Origin of the sequence: Streptomyces hokutonensis, from assembly GCF_042751305.1 — a bacterium.
GTDB lineage: Bacteria > Actinomycetota > Actinomycetes > Streptomycetales > Streptomycetaceae > Streptomyces > Streptomyces hokutonensis_A.
Window position 1 is genome coordinate 1 of the sequence record NZ_JBHYWD010000024.1, and the last position, 15175, is coordinate 15175.

14 protein-coding genes are annotated in these 15175 nt (G+C 69.8%); 10 read left to right on the forward strand and 4 right to left on the reverse strand.

Going from position 1 to position 15175, the window contains the following annotated elements:
* Positions 1-134 precede the first annotated feature (134 nt).
* Positions 135-2831: an ABC transporter permease subunit gene (locus ACFXC1_RS40860; protein ID WP_381252629.1), complete on the reverse strand. Its 2697-nt coding sequence runs from the start codon at positions 2829-2831 to the stop codon at positions 135-137.
* A 155-nt stretch (positions 2832-2986) separates the two neighbouring features.
* Here ACFXC1_RS40860 and ACFXC1_RS40865 point away from each other — a divergent pair, with 155 nt between their 5' ends.
* From ACFXC1_RS40865 to ACFXC1_RS40880, 4 genes are all read left to right on the forward strand, one after another.
* The gene (locus tag ACFXC1_RS40865) at positions 2987-4222 is read left to right on the forward strand and encodes an ABC transporter substrate-binding protein (protein ID WP_381252632.1); all 1236 of its coding nucleotides are present in this window, start codon (positions 2987-2989) and stop codon (positions 4220-4222) included.
* Between the two features lie 80 nt (positions 4223-4302).
* Positions 4303-5007 carry an ABC transporter ATP-binding protein gene (locus ACFXC1_RS40870; RefSeq protein WP_381252635.1) on the forward strand — a complete coding sequence of 235 codons (705 nt, stop codon included), beginning with the start codon at positions 4303-4305 and terminating at the stop codon, positions 5005-5007.
* 18 nt (positions 5008-5025) lie between these two features.
* Positions 5026-6369 carry a phenylacetate--CoA ligase family protein gene (locus ACFXC1_RS40875; protein WP_381252637.1) on the forward strand — a complete coding sequence of 448 codons (1344 nt, stop codon included), beginning with the start codon at positions 5026-5028 and terminating at the stop codon, positions 6367-6369.
* On the forward strand, positions 6366-7745 hold the full coding sequence (locus tag ACFXC1_RS40880) for an acyl-CoA reductase (protein WP_381252640.1): 1380 nt from the start codon (positions 6366-6368) through the stop codon (positions 7743-7745). Before ACFXC1_RS40875 ends, ACFXC1_RS40880 begins: the two co-directional genes overlap by 4 nt.
* 132 nt (positions 7746-7877) lie before the next feature.
* Here ACFXC1_RS40880 and ACFXC1_RS40885 read toward each other — a convergent pair whose 3' ends face one another.
* Positions 7878-8249: a DUF2255 family protein gene (locus ACFXC1_RS40885; RefSeq protein WP_381252643.1), complete on the reverse strand. Its 372-nt coding sequence runs from the start codon at positions 8247-8249 to the stop codon at positions 7878-7880.
* Positions 8250-8338: 89 nt separating this feature from the next.
* Positions 8339-9355 carry a zinc-dependent alcohol dehydrogenase family protein gene (locus ACFXC1_RS40890; protein ID WP_381252646.1) on the reverse strand — a complete coding sequence of 339 codons (1017 nt, stop codon included), beginning with the start codon at positions 9353-9355 and terminating at the stop codon, positions 8339-8341.
* A gap of 236 nt (positions 9356-9591) precedes the next feature.
* Between ACFXC1_RS40890 and ACFXC1_RS40895 the strand changes: the two genes are divergently transcribed.
* The 3 genes from ACFXC1_RS40895 (at position 9592) to ACFXC1_RS40905 (ending at position 11603) form a co-directional block, all read left to right on the forward strand.
* Complete coding sequence (locus ACFXC1_RS40895; protein ID WP_381252649.1) at positions 9592-10440, forward strand: helix-turn-helix domain-containing protein; 849 nt, start codon at positions 9592-9594, stop codon at positions 10438-10440.
* A 128-nt stretch (positions 10441-10568) separates the two neighbouring features.
* Positions 10569-11168 carry a flavodoxin family protein gene (locus ACFXC1_RS40900; protein WP_381252652.1) on the forward strand — a complete coding sequence of 200 codons (600 nt, stop codon included), beginning with the start codon at positions 10569-10571 and terminating at the stop codon, positions 11166-11168.
* 45 nt (positions 11169-11213) lie between these two features.
* Positions 11214-11603 carry a nuclear transport factor 2 family protein gene (locus ACFXC1_RS40905; protein ID WP_381252654.1) on the forward strand — a complete coding sequence of 130 codons (390 nt, stop codon included), beginning with the start codon at positions 11214-11216 and terminating at the stop codon, positions 11601-11603.
* Between the two features lie 36 nt (positions 11604-11639).
* On the opposite strand, the gene ACFXC1_RS40910 is transcribed toward ACFXC1_RS40905, so the two are convergent.
* The gene (locus ACFXC1_RS40910; protein ID WP_381252657.1) at positions 11640-12842 is read right to left on the reverse strand and encodes an IS110 family RNA-guided transposase; all 1203 of its coding nucleotides are present in this window, start codon (positions 12840-12842) and stop codon (positions 11640-11642) included.
* Positions 12843-13055: 213 nt separating this feature from the next.
* Between ACFXC1_RS40910 and ACFXC1_RS40915 the strand changes: the two genes are divergently transcribed.
* From ACFXC1_RS40915 to ACFXC1_RS40925, 3 genes are all read left to right on the forward strand, one after another.
* Complete coding sequence (locus ACFXC1_RS40915; RefSeq protein WP_381252660.1) at positions 13056-13757, forward strand: type 1 glutamine amidotransferase domain-containing protein; 702 nt, start codon at positions 13056-13058, stop codon at positions 13755-13757.
* 37 nt (positions 13758-13794) lie between these two features.
* Positions 13795-14133: a MoaF-related domain-containing protein gene (locus tag ACFXC1_RS40920; protein WP_381252663.1), complete on the forward strand. Its 339-nt coding sequence runs from the start codon at positions 13795-13797 to the stop codon at positions 14131-14133.
* A 92-nt stretch (positions 14134-14225) separates the two neighbouring features.
* Positions 14226-15095 carry a helix-turn-helix transcriptional regulator gene (locus ACFXC1_RS40925; RefSeq protein WP_381252666.1) on the forward strand — a complete coding sequence of 290 codons (870 nt, stop codon included), beginning with the start codon at positions 14226-14228 and terminating at the stop codon, positions 15093-15095.
* Positions 15096-15175: the final 80 nt, after the last annotated feature.

The following is a 15175-nucleotide window of genomic DNA, read 5'->3' on the forward strand; positions in this document are numbered from 1 at the left end:
GCCCGCCCCCGGGGCCCGAGAGGCGGCGGCCCGGGCGCGGCGCCCGGCCGGCGTGGCGGGCCGGCGGGGGGGGGGCAGGCCGGGCCCGGGCCGAGGCGGAAGTCATCGCCTCGGCCCGGGCCTGCCGTTCGCTCTCAGGCCGTCGTCTCCGGCTCCAGGTCACCCAGGTAGGCCGCCCGGACCGCCGGAGCGCGGCGTACCTCGTCCGGGGTGCCGACGCAGATCCGGCGGCCGAAGTCGAGGACCACGACCTGGTCGCAGACGCTCATCACCATGTCGACGTCATGCTCGACGAGCAGCACCCCCATGCCCCAGTCCTCGGCCAGTCGTCGCACGAGCTGGGCCAACTCCCGTGTCTCGTCGTCCGACAGCCCCGCCGCCGGTTCGTCCAGCAGCAGCACCGACGGCGAGGTGGCCACCGCCCGCGCGATCGCCAGCAACCGCCGCTCGCCGTACGACAGATCGCCCACCGGCCGGTCCAGACTGTCCTGGAGCCCGAACTCCCGTACGGCGACGAGTACTTGGGCGGGCAACGGGCGACTGCCCGGACGGATCAGGTCGGTGAGCCAGGCCCACCGGCCCGGTCGCTCGCAGGCGGCGTAGAGGTTGTCCAGGACCGTCATGTCCTCGAACAGCTCCAGCGACTGGAAGGACCGGCTCAGCCCCGCTGCGGCCCGCCGGTGCACCGGCACCCGGGTCACATCCCGCTCGCCGAGGCGGACACTGCCCGACGCGGCCCGGGTGAAGCCGGTGACGGCGTCGATGGCGGATGTCTTGCCGGCGCCGTTGGGGCCGATGAGGCCCACCACCCGGCCCGGTTCGACGTCCAGCGAGAGTCCGTCGACGGCGACGACACCGCCGTAGCGGACGGTGAGGTCCCGCACGTGCAGGGGGAGCGGTGCGGCGCGCGGTACGTCCGGCAGGGGAGCCGTGTTCTTCTCGGGTACGACGGCAGCGCGCTGTGGGCGCAGCTTTCGCTCAAGTCCCCTTGCCTGCCTGCCGATTTCCTTGCCGATGCCGTCCTGGTTGCCCACCAGGGTCAGCACCAGGACGATCCCGCCGATCAGCGGCATCCACTCGCTCAGCCCGGGGAGCACCAGGTCCCCGAACCGGGCGCCGACCGTGCCCGCGGCGAACGTGGCGCCGAAGAGCGGGCCGACGAGGAAGCCGACCCCGCCGATGACGGCGAGCCCGAGCGCGGTGACGGAGTCGAAGCTCGCGAAGTCGGAGAACACCACCGATGTCGAGCGGAAGCCGGTCAGTACTCCGGCGAGCGCGGCGATGGCCGAGGACAGGCCGAAGGCGTAGAGCTTTGCCGCGCGGACGTCGATGCCGAGGGCGGCGGCGGCCCGCTCGTTGGCCCGTACGGCGATGAGACGGCGGCCGGTGCGGCTGCGCCGGACGTTGGCGACCACGAGCGTGGCGGCGACGAACAGGACCAGCACCACGGCGGCGTAGCGCTGCGGATGGTCGACGCCGGAGATGCTGATGCCGAAGAGTGTTTGGTTGCCGACCGCGATGCCGTCGCTTCCGGGCGTCGTCGAGAGGTCGGTGTTCTGGAAGACCATCGCCTCCAGGGTGGTGCCGAGCCCGAGCGTGATGATCGCGAGGTTGACCCCGCGCGTGCGCACGGCCGGCAGCGCGAACAGCAGGCCGATCGGTACGGTGCCCAACACGCCTGCCAGCAGGGCGAGTTCGAAGGGCCAGCCCCAGTCCGCCGCCGCGTGCCCGGCGATGAAGGCGCCGGTCCCGGCGAGGGCGTAGGCCGCGAGGGAGACCTGGCCCGCGTAACCGGTGACCACGATGATCGACAGGATGATGAGGGAGAGCACCAGGGTGCTGGTGATCGCGTCGGCCCACAGCGGCGTCGACAGGCTGACCAGCACCAGGCCGACCACCACGGCCAGCGCGAGCGGGACGGGGCGTACCCTGCCGGTGCCCAGTGCCGGGAGGCGGTCGAGGAACGTGCCGCGCAGTGGCAGTGCCCGGCCGCGCACGACCAGCACCAGGGCGATGAAGAGGAACGGTACCGACGAGGCGAGTCCGGTGACGCCCGAGCCGAAGCGCGTCAGTTCGGACTGTGCGACCCCGATGACCAGACCGCCCGCCAGCGTGATCGGGAACGACGAGAACCTGCCGACCAGGGCGGCGGCCAGCGCGCTCAGCAGCAGCGTGGTCAGCCCGGTCACCGACAGACCGATCACCGGCACGATCAGGATGGCGGTGAGCCCCGCCAGCGCGGAGCCCAGCGCCCAGTTGCCGGCGGCGATCAGGTCCGGGGACCAGCCGAGCGAGGCGGCGATGCCCTCGTTCTCGGCGACCGCGGTGGTGCCCAGGCCGAACAGCGTGCGCTTGTAGAGGAGATGGAGTACGGCCGTCACGGCGATCGCGATGCCGAGCAGCCACACACGGTCCTCGGAGACCGTCGCTCCGGCGATCGTCAGCAGCCGGGTGGGCAGCTTGCCCGGCACCAACTGCAGGCTGTCGCCGTAGCGTTTGACGGCGATCGCGGTGAGCACGATGAACACCGCGAGGGTGCCGACCAGTCGGGCCAGGGTGGATGCCCTGCGCAGCGGACGGATCACCAACAGGTGGGTGAGCACGCCCAGTACGGCGGAGGTGAGGACGCCGCACGCGGTGGCGGGCCAGTACGGCACGCCATGGTTCGTGGCGAGTTCCCACTGCACGTAGGCGCCGGCCATTCCGATCGCGCCGTGCGCGAAGTTCAGGACGCCGGAGCCCCGGTAGACCAGCACGATGCCGTGCGCGGTGAGCGCGTAGAGGGCGCCGAGCCCCAGGCCGAGCAGCGCGAAGCGCAGGACGTCGTCCATCCGAGGAACCTCCCAGACACGGGCCAGACACGGGACGAGACAGTGCATTCATTTAAATAATTGTGCCGAGAGTACTTCACTAACCCAAAAATGCACCCCATGCTGTTCGGCATCTCGACGTCGCCCACTTTGGGCGCGAGCCCCGCGGAGGGACCATGAACGACTCACGCCGACGCAGAAGCGTCGCGGCCGGCTGTCTCACGGCGACCGGAGCCCTGCTCCTGGCAGGGTGCGGGGGAGAGGCGGCAAGCAGTTCGGCCGAGACCTCCTCGCTGAAGGGCACCCCGGTGAAGGTGATGGTCTGGGCACCGGAGAACACCCAGGGCAGCGCCCAGCCCGGGATCCACCTCACCGCCACGGCCTACGAGAAGTGGATCAACGCCAACGGCGGGATCAAGGGCGGACCCCTCAAGGTCGAGTTCTGCAACGAGAAGGGCGACCCCGACGAGGCCGAGAAGTGCGCCCAGCAGGCCGTCGCCGACAAGGTGACCGCGGTCGTCGGCTCCTACAGCCTCGCCGGGGACCGCTACATGCCCATCCTCCAGAAGGCCGGCATCCCCTACATCGGCGGCACCGGCGTCTCCGCCGCGGAGTTCTCCAACCCGCTGTCCTTCCCGGTCAACGGCGGCACCCCGGTGGTGTTCGCCGCCCACGGCCGCCAACTGGTCGAGCAGGGCTGCAAGAAGATCACCGGCGTCCGGTACGACGTGGCCGCCGCGGCCGTGGTCTCGCAGTTCCTCACCCTCGGCGTGGTCTCCGCCGGAGGAGCGTCGCCCAAGGACCTCAAGGTGCCGCTCACCGCCACCGACCTCGCCCCCCAGGTCGCCGCGACCAAGGGCAGCGACTGCGTGAGCGTCATCATGGGCACCGCCTCCGGCCTGTTCGTGAAGTCGTACGTCCAGTCCGGCGACAAGACCAAGCTCGCCAGCGTCGTCGGCAACCTCACTCCGCAGCTGGCCGCGAGCACCGGCGGCAGCGGCAGCCCGCTGGAGGGCGCCGCGATCACCGGCTACTACCCGCCGACCTCCGACGCCGTCTGGAAGGACTTCGTGACGGCGGCCAAGGGCAAGGACATCGACACCACCAACGGCGCCAACGCCACGACCTGGGTGGCCTTCAAGGTCTTCACCGAGGCCGCCAAGAAGCTGCCGACGATCTCGGCCGAGGCGCTGGTGAAGGAACTGAACACCACCTCCGGCATCGACACCGGAGGCCTGACCCCGCCCCTGAACTGGAAGGCGTCGACGGCCCTGCCGATCAAGGGACTTGACCGCATCCACAACACGACCGCCACCGAACTCACCATCCGCGACGGGAAGATCGAGTGGGCCAAGGCCGGGTCGACCTTCGTCGACGTCCGCAAGGTGCTGACGGCCGCGTCGCACGGCTGAGCCCGCTTCGGCGCGGCTGAGTCCGCTTCGGTACGGCCGACGCTGCCGCCCCCGGCCGACTCCGGTTGAGGAGAGACCTCGTGCACGACACAGATGTGCCCCTGATAGCGACCCGCGCCCTGTCCGCCGGATACGGCACCCGACCCGTCGTGAGCGACCTCGACCTGGAGGTCCGGCCGGGCGAGGTCGTCGCCCTGCTCGGCCCCAACGGCGCGGGCAAGACCACCACCCTCAGGGCGCTGTCCGGCGACCTGACCCCGATGAGCGGCGAGGTCCGCTGGCTGGGCACCCCCGGCCACGCGCCCCTGCACCGCCGCGCCCGCGAGGGCCTCGCCTACGTCGGTGAGCGGGCCGTTTTCACCCGCCTCGACACCACCGACAACCTACGGGTCGGACGCGTGCCGCCCGACCGGGCCGTCGCCCTCTTCCCCGAACTGGAGAAACGCCTGAAGACCGGCGCGGGCATGCTGTCCGGCGGCGAACAGCAGATGCTGTCGCTGGCGCGCGCGCTGTGCCGGACCCCCCGGCTCCTGCTGGCCGACGAACTCTCCCTGGGCCTCGCCCCGTTGGTCGTCGACCGGCTCCTGCGCGCCGTCCGCGAGGCGGCCGACCAGGGCCTGGGCGCACTGCTGGTCGAACAGCACGTACGCAAGGTGCTCGACATCGCCGACCGCGTCTACGTCCTGCGCCGCGGCCGGGTCGTCATGACCGGCACTCCGAAGGAACTGCGCGGAGACCTCGACGCCATCGAGTCCTCCTATCTCGCGAACAACCCGACGTCATGACTGATGGAGGCGGTTGCCGTGCCCAGCGCACGTGAGCAGATCCGGACCCTCGTCCGGTCCGGTGACACATTCGACCAACCCGCCCGGGAACTACGGGAGTTGCAGCTCGAAGCGGCGCGCGAGGCCTTCGCCGCGCACCGCGAGCGCATCCCGCTGCTGCGCACCCGGGCGGCGGAGAGCAACGTCCACGGGATCGAGAGCCCCGACGACCTCGTCCCCCTGCTGTTCTCCCACACCAGCTACAAGTCGTACCCCCTCTCCCTCATCACCGGCGGCCGATGGGACCGGCTCCTGCGCTGGTACACGACGGTGTCGGTGGTGGAGCCGGGCGATGTCGACGTCGAGGGCGTGACCGACATCGACGGATGGGCGGACCGCGTCACCGCCGCCGGCCACCGCCCGTACATCACGAGCGGTACCTCGGGAAAGGTCTCCTTCCTCAACTGCGATGCGAGCGACCTGAGTTTCCTGCACGACATCCTCGCGAACCTCACCTGCTGGCCCGACCCGCTGCCACCCGAGCGGACCCGCCGCGGCTATCTCCTGGCACCGGCGAGCGGCCCGATGCGCTCCATCGACGGCTATCGCTGGCACGCGGACGTCTTCGCACGGCCAGGAGAGACACGGCTGCTCACCGAGGACCCCATGCGTGTCTCGGAGTTGATGAGCAGCGCCCTGCTGCGCCGCCGGATGGCGGAGGGCACGGCGACCCCGCAGGAGATCAGCTCCTTCGAGGCCGCGTCCGGGGCCCGCGAGGCCGAACTCGGCGCGGCAGTCGCGCAGATCGTCGACGACATCGCCGCACACCGGACCGAGCCGCTGCTGATCGCCGGGATGAACAACCAGCAGTTCACCCTGATCCAGGCACTGCGGGCCCAGGGCGTACCCGACGGGAGCCTCCACCCGGACACGCTGGTCCTCAGTGGCGGCGGCAACAAGGGTGGGGTCCTGCCCGACGACTACCAGCAGCAGTTCGCCGCCTTCTACGACGGTGTACGGCGGGTGCGCAGTTATGGCATGACGGAGCTTCAGGGCTCCTGCCTGGCTTGCGAGTTGGGCAACTACCACATACCGCCGTGGGTGATCCCGCTGGTCCTGGACGAGCCGGGCGAGAAGCTGCTCAACACCGAACAGGGCGTGGTGGAGGGCCGGTTCGCGTTCCTGGACGTCTCGCTGGAGGGCCGCTGGGGCGGACTGATCAGCGGCGACCGGGTCTTCGTCGACTTCTCGCCCTGCGCCTGCGGCCGACCGGGACCGGCCGTCCTGCCCGACATCCGCCGCTACGGCGACCTCGGCGGCGAGGACAAGATCACCTGCGCCGCGACACTCGACTCCTATGTGCGGGGGATGATCCACGGATGAGCACCACGACCGACACCGAGGTCGTGCACGTGGTGCGCGGCGAGGTCGACCACGGCCCACCCGTCGCGTACGGCCGCGCCGGTTCCGCCTTCACCGCACCGGCACTCGACCTGGACCGCCTCGTCTGGCCGCGCACCGAACCCGGCCCCGCCTTCCACGTGCCCGTCGCGGAGATCGTCGACCTGCTGGTGGAGACCGGCGAAGCCCTCAAGGCGGACCGCGAGGGCCTGCTCGCCGAGGCCCTCGACCGCATGGTCGGGGTCAGCCCGCTGCCCGCGGAGGTCCTCGAACGCGCCTACGCCGTGCTGTGGCGCAGTTTCCAACGGCCGGGCCTGTACGCCCAGATCGACCACGAACTCGGCGGAGCGGACGTGCTTGACGGCTGGCGCGAGGTGCACCTGCCCGAGAACCGGACGGCAGCCATCCGCGCGTTCCCACCCCGCCTCGTGCACGTCATCGCCGGCAACGCACCCGGCGTGGCCGCGATGTCCGTCGTGCGCGGCGCCCTCACCAAGGGCGTCAACCTGCTGAAGCTGCCCTCGAACGACCTGTTCACCGCGACCGCGATCCTGCGCACGATGGCGGCGGTGGCTCCCGGTCACCCCGTGGTCCGCTCGTTCTCGGCCGTGTACTGGCGCGGCGGCGACGAGACGGTGGAGAGCGTGCTGTTCCGCCCCCAGTTCTTCGACAAACTGGTCGCCTGGGGCGGCGAGTCCACGATCCGCGGGGCACTGCGGTACGTCGGCCCGGGCTTCGAACTCGTCTCCTTCGACCCCAAGACCTCCATCTCGCTCATCGGCCGCGAGGCCTTCGAGACCCCCGAGGCACTCGCCCGAGCCGCTGACTCGGGGGCCGCCGACGCCACCTTCTTCAACCAACAGGCCTGCGTGGCCAGCCGCTTCCAGTTCGTCGAGGGCTCCTGGGAGGACGCCGACCGCTACGCCGCCCTGCTGTGCGAACGCCTGGGCGTGGCAAGGGAGTTCAGCTCGGCCGACGGCCCGCGGGTCGCCGCAGGACTCCGCGAGGAGATCGACGTCCTGCGCTCCCTGACCCCCGACTACCGGGTATGGGGCGGCTACGACGGCCGGGGCCTCGTCATCCGCTCGCCCGAACCGGTCGACTTCCACCCCGACGGAAAGATCGTCGACGTCGTCCCCGTCGGCACGCTGACGGAAGCCGTCGCACACGCCGGAGTCGCCACACAGACGGTCGGCGTGTACCCGGACACCCGCAAGGCGGAACTGCGCGACGCCCTCGCCTGCGCCGGAGTCCAGCGCGTGGTCTCCCTCGGCAGAGCGGGCGGAATGCCGCCGGGCCTCTCCCACGACGGCTTCTACCCGCTGCAGCGACTCATGCGCTGGGTGAACGACGAGTGAGAGACCTTTGTCCGCTGGTGACAAAAGGAGTAGATGTTTAGGACGTTGCCCACCAGCACGGCCACGCCCAGGACCACGACGAGTTCGAGACCGAGCAAGGTGCTTCTCCTGGAGGGGTGGAAGAGCCGATGTTCAGCGGGGTGCGAGCTTCAGGGTCGTGTCCCGCGCGTCCATCAGGGGATCGATGTAACTCGCGCCGTAGCGGCCGTACTTGGTGCGGTAGGCGGCATCGATGCGGTCGTTGACGCCGGGGTCGGTGACCTCGACGAGGGTGACGGTCTTGTCGACGCCGCCGGAGCGGATACGGCCCTCGTGGCTGGCCCGGGCCGCCCGGTACCACGCGCCGGCGCTGCCGCGGAAAGAGCGGACGTAGAGGTCGTCGCCGTCGCGGACGACCCAGATCGGCACGGGTGTGCGCGGTGTTCCGTCGCTGCGCGCGGGGGCCATCTGAAGTTCCTCGGCGTGCTCGATCCGGGTCAGTTCGTCGTTCGTCCAGACCGTCATGGGCTTGCCTCCTTCACGACCGTGCGGCGGGGTGTGCCCTCGCGGGCGTGAGTGCGGCCGGCGCAGCTCACGCCCACGAGGCGATCGGGTCAGGGCTTGAGGAGAGCCTTGATGGCGCGGCGCTCGTCCATCGCCTTGTAGCCCTCGGCGACCTGCTCCAGAGGCAGGGTGAGGTCGAAGACCTTGCCCGGGTTGATGTGACCGGACAGCACGCGGTCGATCAGATCGGGCAGGTAGCGGCGGACGGGAGCCGGGCCGCCGCGCAGGCCGACCTGGGAGAAGAACAGCTCCTGGCCGTCGACGGCCACCTCGTGCGGGACGCCGACGAAGCCGACGTTGCCACCCGGCCGCGCGGAGTGCAGGGCCTGGCTCATGGACTGCGAGGTGCCGACGCACTCCAGGACGGAGTCGGCGCCGATTCCGCCGGTGAGGTCCTTGATGCGGGCGATGCCTTCCTCGCCGCGCTCGCTGACGATGTCGGTGGCGCCGAACTCCAGGGCCAGCTTCTGCCGGGACTCGTGCCGGGACATGGCGATGACCCGCTCCGCGCCGAGCTCCTTCGCGGCGATGACACCGCACAGGCCGACCGCTCCGTCACCGACCACGACGGCCGTCGAGCCGGGCTTGACCTCGGCGGCGAGGGCCGCGTACCAGCCGGTGCCCATCACGTCGGACACGGCCAGCAGGCCCGGCACCAACTCGCCGGAGGGGTGCTCGTCGGTGGCGACCAGGGTGCCGTGGGCATTGGGAATGCGTACGTACTCGGCCTGGCAGGTGCCCATGAACTCGCGGTTCAGACAGGAGGACTGCCAGCCCTTCTGGCAGTTCGCACAGGTGTTGTCGGAGGTGGCGAAGGAGCCGACCACGAACTGGTCCGGCTTCACGTTGCCGACCTCGCTGCCGACCTCCTCGACGATGCCGACGTACTCGTGGCCCATCGGGTGCGGGTCGCCGACCGGCTCCAGGCCGCGGTAGGGCCACAGGTCCGAGCCGCAGACGCAGGTGGCGACCGTGCGGATGATCGCGTCCGTCGGCTTGAGGATCTTGGGCTCGGGGGCGTCCTCCACCCGGATGTCACCGGGGGCGTGGATCACGGTTGCGCGCATAACTTTTCTCCTGATGCGTTTCTCGGGCAGCAGTGCAACCCGGACGTGCCGGATTCGTCGACGAGGGGCAAAAGGGTGTACAGAAGCGCCGACGGCCTGTGGAAAACAATTGTCGGTCTCTGACTCTGTCACCGCCCGCAAGGCCCGTACAGAGGAGAATTTCACCCCCGGAGGGATGTATCCAGGGATAAAACCTTCCTACCCAGCCGAGTGGCGGACCGCGCAGACTGGACAGTATGAAAAGCAGTGCGCACCGTAAGGAGCTGGGTCAATTCCTGAAGGCCCGCCGGGCCGAGCTCAGCCCCCGTACGGTCGGTCTGCCCGAAACCGACCGGCGCCGCCGCGTGGCCGGACTGCGCCGGGACGAGGTGGCCGTGCTGGCCGCCATCAGCGTCGACTATTACACCCGTCTGGAGCAGGGCCGTAAGGCCCCCTCCTCGTCCGTGCTGGCCGAGCTCGTCCGGGTCCTGCATCTCAGTGACGACCAGCGAGACCGTCTGTTCGAGCTGGCCGGAAAGGAAGCCGGTCGGGCACGGCGGCGGGCCCCGCAGAAGGCGCATCCCCGGCTGTGCACCGTACTGAACGAGCTCAACGTGACCCCCGGCGTGATCCTGGGCCGGCACCTGGACATCCTGGCGTGGAATCCGATGGCCGCCACCCTGTTCGGCACCGATTTCGCGACGGTCCCGCAGCAGCAGCGCAACTACGTCCGGCAGCTCTTCGACGTCCCGGCCATGAGAACGCTGTACGTCGACTGGGAGGACTCCGCCCGCAACGCCGTGGCCGTGCTGCGGCAACAGGCCGCGGCCTGCCCCGACGACCGGAGACTGGCCGACCTCGTCGGTGAGCTGTCGGTCAAGGACGACCAGTTCCGCCAGTGGTGGGGAGGCCACCCTGTGGTGCCCCGGACCGGCGGCACCAAGGTGTTCCACCACCCGGTCGCCGGTGAACTCTCCCTCGCCTGGGACACCTTCACCTGCATGACCGACCCCGATCAGCAGCTGATCGTCTGGAGCGCCGAACCCGACTCGCGCACGTACGAGGGCCTGCGTTTCCTTTCCTCCTGGGCGGCGCCCCCGTCATGAATTCGTGAAATCGGCAGGTGATTCCCGGCGTAAAGCCAGGGACAAATCCTTCCTACCTTGGCTCTTGAATTCCGTGCCATGCTTCCAGAGCACGATTCAAGCAATCATTTCCGAGGAGTAATACCCCCATGTCCTCCACCTCCCGCCCCACGGTCGCCGTAGCTTTCCATTCCGGATACGGTCACACCGCCGTCATAGCCGAGGCCGTGGCGCGCGGTGCCGCCGAAGCCGGTGCCGAGGTGATCTCCGTCCCCGTGGACACGATCACCGACGAGCAGTGGGCGCAGCTGGACGCCGCCGACGCCATCATCTTTGGTGCCCCCACCTACATGGGCACCGCCTCCGCGGCCTTCCACACCTTCGCCGAGGCCAGCAGCAAGCGCTGGTACACCCAGACCTGGGTCGACAAGATCGCCGCCGGATTCACCAACTCCGGTGCCAAGAACGGCGACAAGTCCTCGACCCTGGGCTACTTCTTCACCATGGCCGCCCAGCACGGCATGCACTGGGTGAGCCTCGGCGTGCAGCCGGGCTGGGCCTCCACCGAGGGCAGTGAGAACGACATCAACCGTCTGGGCTACTTCGTCGGTGCCGGCGCCCAGACTCCGGTCGACGCTGGTCCGGAGGCCGTCCACAAGTCGGACATCGCCACCGCCGAGGGCCTCGGCGTCCGCGTCGCGCAGCAGACCGCGTTCTTCCGCGCCGGCCGCGCCGCCCTCGCCGCCTGAACCCCAAAAGCTCACCCGCAGCCTGACCCGCAAAGGAGCAGCACCATGTCCGACTCTCCGAACCTCGCTCTCGTCCGCCGCCTCTACGACTCCGGCATGGCCCCGGACGTGGCCGCCGAGGTCATCGACCCCGACATCGTCTGGGACATCACCCCCGGCTTCCCCTACGGCGGCGTCTACAAGACCTGGGCGAGCGCCGGCGGCGACTTCTTCGGCCGGCTCGCGCCCCGCTTCACCTCCTTCGGCGCGGTGGCCGAGAACTTCTACGACGCCGGTGAGCACGTGTTCGTCCGTGGCCACTACCGCGCGGTGTCCAAGTCCGGCGCGGAGTCGGATGCCCGCTTCATCCATCTGTGGACGGTGCGCGACGGCAAGCTCACCCACCTCGTGCAGGCAGCCGACAGCCACGTCGTGCAGCAGGCCGCGAACAACTGACTGCCCGCATCCACCCAGGGAGTCTCAATGACGAAGTCAAGACACTCGCGTGACCGGCGGAGCGGAGGTGAAGACACGGTTGTCACGCAGCAGCGCCCACAACACGCTCGCCCGTCGGCGGGCGAGGGCGATGACGGCCTGGACGTGCTTGCAGCCCTCACCGCGCTTCTTGAGGTAGAAGTCCCGGTTCGGTCCCTCGCGGATGATGCTGGTCTGCGCGGACATGTAGAACACTCGGCGCAGGCGGCGGCTGTAACGCTTGGGCCGGTGGAAGTTGCCGGTGCGGCGGCCGGAGTCACGCGGGACGGGCACGAGCCCGGCAGCCGAGGCCATGTGGCCGGCGTCCGCGTAGGCCGCGAGGTCCCCGGCGGCGACGACGAACTCGGCCCCGAGTATCGGGCCCATGCCGGGCAGAGACTCGATGATCTCCGCCTGCGGATGGGCGCGGAACGTCTCGCGGATCTGCTTGTCGATTCGCTTCAGCCGGTCGTCCAGAGCCAGGATCTGACCGGCCAGGTCGGCGACGATCTGCGCAGCGACATCCTCGCCGGGCAGCGCGGTCTGCTGGGCCCGTGCCGCCTCCAGCGCGGTCGCGGCGACCGTGTCCGCGCTGCGGACGCCGCGGTTGGCCAGCCAGGCCGTCAGGCGGGCCCGGCCGCGGCGACGGATCACTCCCGGAGTCTGATAGCCGGTCAGCAAGACGAGCGCGCCCTTCTGCGAGCTGTAGTCGAAGGCACGCTCCAGCGCGGGGAAGACACCGGTCAGCACGTCGCGCAGCCGGTTGATCATCCTCGTGCGGTCTGCCACCAGGTCGGAGCGGTGGGCTGTCAGCAGCGCGAGGTCAGCGGCCAGCTGGGCAGGCACGTCGATGGTGGCGAAGTCGCCTCGGTGGCGTGCGGTTTCGGCGATGACGTAGGCGTCGCGGGCATCAGTCTTCGCCTCGCCCCGGTAGGCACCCGACATGCGATTGACCGTGCGGCCGGGCACGTAGACGGCCTGCTGGCCGTGGGCCGCCAGCAAGGCGAGCAACAGCGCGGAGGCCGTGCCGGAGATGTCCACCGCCCAGCGGACCTCGTCCGCCAGGCCGAGGATCTCGCCGAGCTCGGCCAGGATCGCGGACTCGTCGTTGTCGATCTTCTTCGACCACAGGGTTGCGCCGGTCTCGTCCACCACTGCCGCCCAGTGATGGCCCTTGCCCGCATCGATGCCGCACCACACACAGCCAGGCCGCTTGCTCACTTGCCCCTCCTCGCACCGTTCGGCATGCCGTCGGCCCGAGGAACACCCCGCTGTCATCTCCGTAATCAGCGACCGCACACAGCGCGCACATCTCAATCAGCAGCCAGGGCGCCCCGGAGAGCCGGACGGCCACTCCCTGGGAGCCACAACAGGCAAGACCCCATCAGCCACATCCGACCCTCCCGGGCCGCCTAACAACTTACGGAGCACCCCATGGCGAAGATCCTCTTCCTCATCACCGCCGCCGACCACTGGACGCTGGCCGACGGGTTCGAGCAGCCGTCCGGCTTCTGGGCCGAGGAGGCCATCGGCCCGTACGGCGTCTTCAAGGAGGCCGGCTACGAGATCACCGCGGCCACCCCGGGCGGCGTCCCGCCGACCGCCGACGCGCTCAGCCTCACACCTGACTTCAACGGCGGCGAGGAGGGCGCCGAGCAGATGAAGACCGCCCTGCGCGAGGCCACCGAACTGGCGAACCCGATCCGCATCGAGGACGTCAACATCGACGGCTACGACGCCGTGTTCGTCCCCGGCGGCTGGGGCCCGATGGAGGACCTGTCCGACGACCCCGCGGCCGGCAAGCTGCTCAGCGACTGGCTGGCCTCCGGCAAGCTCGTGACGCTGGTCTGCCACGGGCCGGCCGCTCTGCTGTCCACAGTGGACGCAGACGGCAAGTCCCCGTTCTCCGGCTACCGCCTGACCGGTCTGTCCAACTCCGAGGAGATCCAGAACGGCCTCGCCGACCGGGCGAAGTGGCTTCTGCAGGACCGCCTCGTCTCGGACGTCGGCGCGGACTACCACAAGGGCGAGGAGAACTTCGCTCCCCACCTCGAAGTGGACCGCACCCTCATCACCGGCCAGAACCCCGCCTCGGCCGTCCCGCTCGCCCTGGAAGTCGTCAAGACCCTCGGCTGACCCACCGCACCGCCGCTCAAAAAAGGAGGCACTACTGATGGACAGCAACGCGACGCTCCCCAGCGTGGGCCAGACCTGGCTGGCGGACCTCGGCCAGGACACCCCGCTCGGCCACTTCACGGTGGAGATCACCTTCGATTCGGCGACCCAGGTCAGCTTCGAGGTCACGAGCGGTGCCATCAAGGGCCGCAAGCAGACGATGGAGTACACCACAACGCAGCTCCGCGACGGCCTGTTCGTCGTCCGCTGGACCGAGCCCGACGCCGGTGACCACGTCACTCACATCGAGGACTACACCGAGGGCACCTGCATGGCCAGCTCCGTCATCGGCGGCGAGTTCGTCCAGCTCCACGGGAAGTGGACCCGCGTCCGCTGAACCCGCAGGGCAGCCGGCTTCTCGACGGTGAGGACTTCCAGGGACAAAACTCTCCCCCTGACAACACCGGTTTCCGATGCCAGGGTGATGGCATGAACCGCGATCCTTACCGCCACGATCTGGGGGAATTCCTCAAGGCGCGCCGCGCCGAGCTCGACCCGGCCGCCGTCGGCCTGCCCGACGGCGGCTCGCGTCGTGTCGCGGGCCTGCGCCGTGAGGAGGTCGCCGTACTGGCGGCCATCAGCACCGACTACTACGCCCGCCTCGAACAGGGCCGCATCCAGCCGTCGCCTTCCGTACTGGAGGCCCTGGCCCGGGTGTTGCACCTAGACGACGACCAGCGCGCCTACATGTACGAGCTCGCGGCCAAGGACGACTTCCGCCCGCCACGCCGACAGCCGCGCCTCAAGGCGCAGCCGCAGCTGCAGCGCATGCTCGACGACATGGCGCACACCCCCGCCTTCGTGATCGGCCCGCGCACCGAGATCGTCGCCTGGAACGCCATGGGCGCCGCCCTGATCACCGACTTCGGAAAGATCCCCGAGAAACAGCGCTACTACATAAGGCTGCTCATCACCGACCCCACCATGCGCGAGCTGTACGCGGACTGGGAAGGCGTCACCGGGCTTGCCATCGCCCAGATGCGGATGCACAACGCGAACAACCCCGGGGACAAGCAGCTCGCCGCCCTGGTGGGCGAACTCTCGGTCAGAGACGACCAGTTCCGCCAGTGGTGGGGCTCCCACCACGTCGCCGTCCGGGACACCGGGACCAAGCACCTGCGCCACCCCGTCGTCGGCGACCTGCACCTCGACTGGAACGCCGTCACCTGGGCCGCCGACCCCGCCCTGCAGATCATCGTGTGGACCGCCGAATCCGGCACACCCACCCACGACAGCCTGCGCATGCTGGCGTCCTGGGCGGCGGACCCCAGCCACTCGACCAGCGACAGCTCCGCCTGACCTCAGCTCAGGTATTCCCTTCAAAGGGGGAGCCTTTTCTCCTACGTGCCCCGGGCCTAGGAAAAGGCTCTCCCTTCTTC

Bases quoted from the DNA above. Each gene is read 5' to 3' on its own strand.
- ACFXC1_RS40860 (WP_381252629.1), bottom strand. From the start codon at position 2,831: ATGGACGACGTCCTGCGCTTCGCGCTGCTCGGCCTGGGGCTCGGCGCC.
- ACFXC1_RS40865 (WP_381252632.1), top strand. From the start codon at position 2,987: ATGAACGACTCACGCCGACGCAGAAGCGTCGCGGCCGGCTGTCTCACG.
- ACFXC1_RS40880 (WP_381252640.1), top strand. From the start codon at position 6,366: ATGAGCACCACGACCGACACCGAGGTCGTGCACGTGGTGCGCGGCGAG.
- ACFXC1_RS40885 (WP_381252643.1), bottom strand. From the start codon at position 8,249: ATGACGGTCTGGACGAACGACGAACTGACCCGGATCGAGCACGCCGAG.
- ACFXC1_RS40890 (WP_381252646.1), bottom strand. From the start codon at position 9,355: ATGCGCGCAACCGTGATCCACGCCCCCGGTGACATCCGGGTGGAGGAC.
- ACFXC1_RS40895 (WP_381252649.1), top strand. From the start codon at position 9,592: ATGAAAAGCAGTGCGCACCGTAAGGAGCTGGGTCAATTCCTGAAGGCC.
- ACFXC1_RS40900 (WP_381252652.1), top strand. From the start codon at position 10,569: ATGTCCTCCACCTCCCGCCCCACGGTCGCCGTAGCTTTCCATTCCGGA.
- ACFXC1_RS40905 (WP_381252654.1), top strand. From the start codon at position 11,214: ATGTCCGACTCTCCGAACCTCGCTCTCGTCCGCCGCCTCTACGACTCC.
- ACFXC1_RS40915 (WP_381252660.1), top strand. From the start codon at position 13,056: ATGGCGAAGATCCTCTTCCTCATCACCGCCGCCGACCACTGGACGCTG.
- ACFXC1_RS40920 (WP_381252663.1), top strand. From the start codon at position 13,795: ATGGACAGCAACGCGACGCTCCCCAGCGTGGGCCAGACCTGGCTGGCG.
- ACFXC1_RS40925 (WP_381252666.1), top strand. From the start codon at position 14,226: ATGAACCGCGATCCTTACCGCCACGATCTGGGGGAATTCCTCAAGGCG.